Source organism: Rhodothermales bacterium, assembly GCA_017643395.1.
Classification (GTDB): domain Bacteria; phylum Bacteroidota; class Rhodothermia; order Rhodothermales; family UBA10348; genus JABDJZ01.
Genome location: JAEPNP010000010.1, coordinates 1 through 1,423 on the forward strand (window position 1 = coordinate 1; position 1,423 = coordinate 1,423).

1 protein-coding gene is annotated in these 1,423 nt (G+C 63.5%); it reads left to right on the forward strand.

Annotation, left to right across the window (positions count from 1 at the left end; translation table 11 throughout):
* Positions 1-55: 55 nt before the first annotated feature.
* A complete protein-coding gene (locus JJ896_18500) occupies positions 56-1,375 on the forward strand; it encodes an IS256 family transposase (GenBank protein MBO6781652.1) in 1,320 nt (439 codons plus the stop codon).
* Positions 1,376-1,423: the final 48 nt, after the last annotated feature.

A 1,423-nucleotide genomic window follows, 5' to 3' on the forward strand; every position in this document is an offset into this window, starting at 1 on the left:
GGGACTGTAACGTCTTTTGTGTAATTGGTCGTTGAGCACATCCGTAAGATGAAGGATGGACTCAGAGAACAACCCCAAGCGTCGCAGGCGCAAGAAGACAGAAGACAACCCGCTGGACGCCCATCTCCGGAAGCTCGCCAGGGAGGGGGCCGGCAAGCCGTTGTCGGAGAGCTTGTCGGAAGGCTCACCCCTGAAGGACTTGATCGGCCGCTTCGTGGAGATCGCGCTCGAGGAAGAGATGCGGGACCACTTGGGCTACGAACGCCATGACCGCCTGGAGGGCAAGGACACGCCCACCGAGCGGCGGGAGAACACCCGGAACGGCCGCACGAAGAAGAAGCTCAAGACCTCCCACGGCGAGACCGAGATCGACGTCCCCCGCGACCGGCAAGGTACCTTCGATCCGGCGATCGTGCCCAAGTACGGCACTGTCACCAAGGACGTTGAGGACCGCGTGGTGGGGATGTACGCCGCAGGCATGACCACCCGGGACATCCAGGCGCAGGTCCAGGAGCTCTACGGCATCGAGGCGTCCGAGATGTTCGTCTCCCGGATCGTGGAGAAGCTGGACCCGGAGCTGTCGGCCTGGCGCAATCGGCCGCTGGAGAGCCTGTACCCGGTGGTCTACGTGGATGCGCTTCACCAGAAGGTGCGTCATGCGAGTGGGGTGACGGCGACAGCGGTGTACGTAGTGAGCGCCTACGGAGAGTCGGGCACGATGGAGATCCTGGGCGTCTACATCGCGCCGGAGGGCTACTCCACGGCCGAGTCCGCCTCGTTCTGGCACCAGGTCTTTGCTACGCTGGAGAAGCGGGGGCTGGCGGACATCCTGATCCTGTGCGCTGACCAGCTGACGGGCCTGGAGCGGGCGGTCTCCAGCGTCTATCCCCAAGCCCGCTTCCAGCCCTGTGTGGTGCACGTCATGCGCTCCACGCTGCGCCGGGTGCCCTGGTCAGAACGCAAGAAGGTGGCCCGGGAGGTGAAGAAGATCTACCAGGCTCCGAGCTTTGATCAGGCCGAGGTGGCGCTGCAAGCGCTCCACGATCGGTACGCCAGTCGCTATCCCGGGCTGGTGCGCGGCTGGGAGCAAGTGCTTCCCCGGCTGAGCGACCTATGGCACTACAGCGTGCCACTCCGCAAGCTGGTCTACACGATCAACCCCATCGAGAACGTCAACCGGCAGGTCCGCAAGGTGACCAAGAACCGGGGCGTGATGCCGAACCCGGACAGTGCGCTACGCCTGATGACGCTCGTGCTCCAACGCATCGACCGAAAGGCCCAAAAACAGGCACGCCATGACTGGCCACGCATCGTGGACGAACTCGCCATACACTTCCCCGACCGGGTCCCCGACAACTGGGGCTTCCGGATCTAATGCAGCAACCCGCTCAGAGAGCAATTACACAAAAAGGGTTGCAGTCTC

Excerpts from the sequence above, each read along its gene's own strand:
- JJ896_18500 (MBO6781652.1), top strand. The coding sequence starts at position 56 with ATGGACTCAGAGAACAACCCCAAGCGTCGCAGGCGCAAGAAGACAGAA.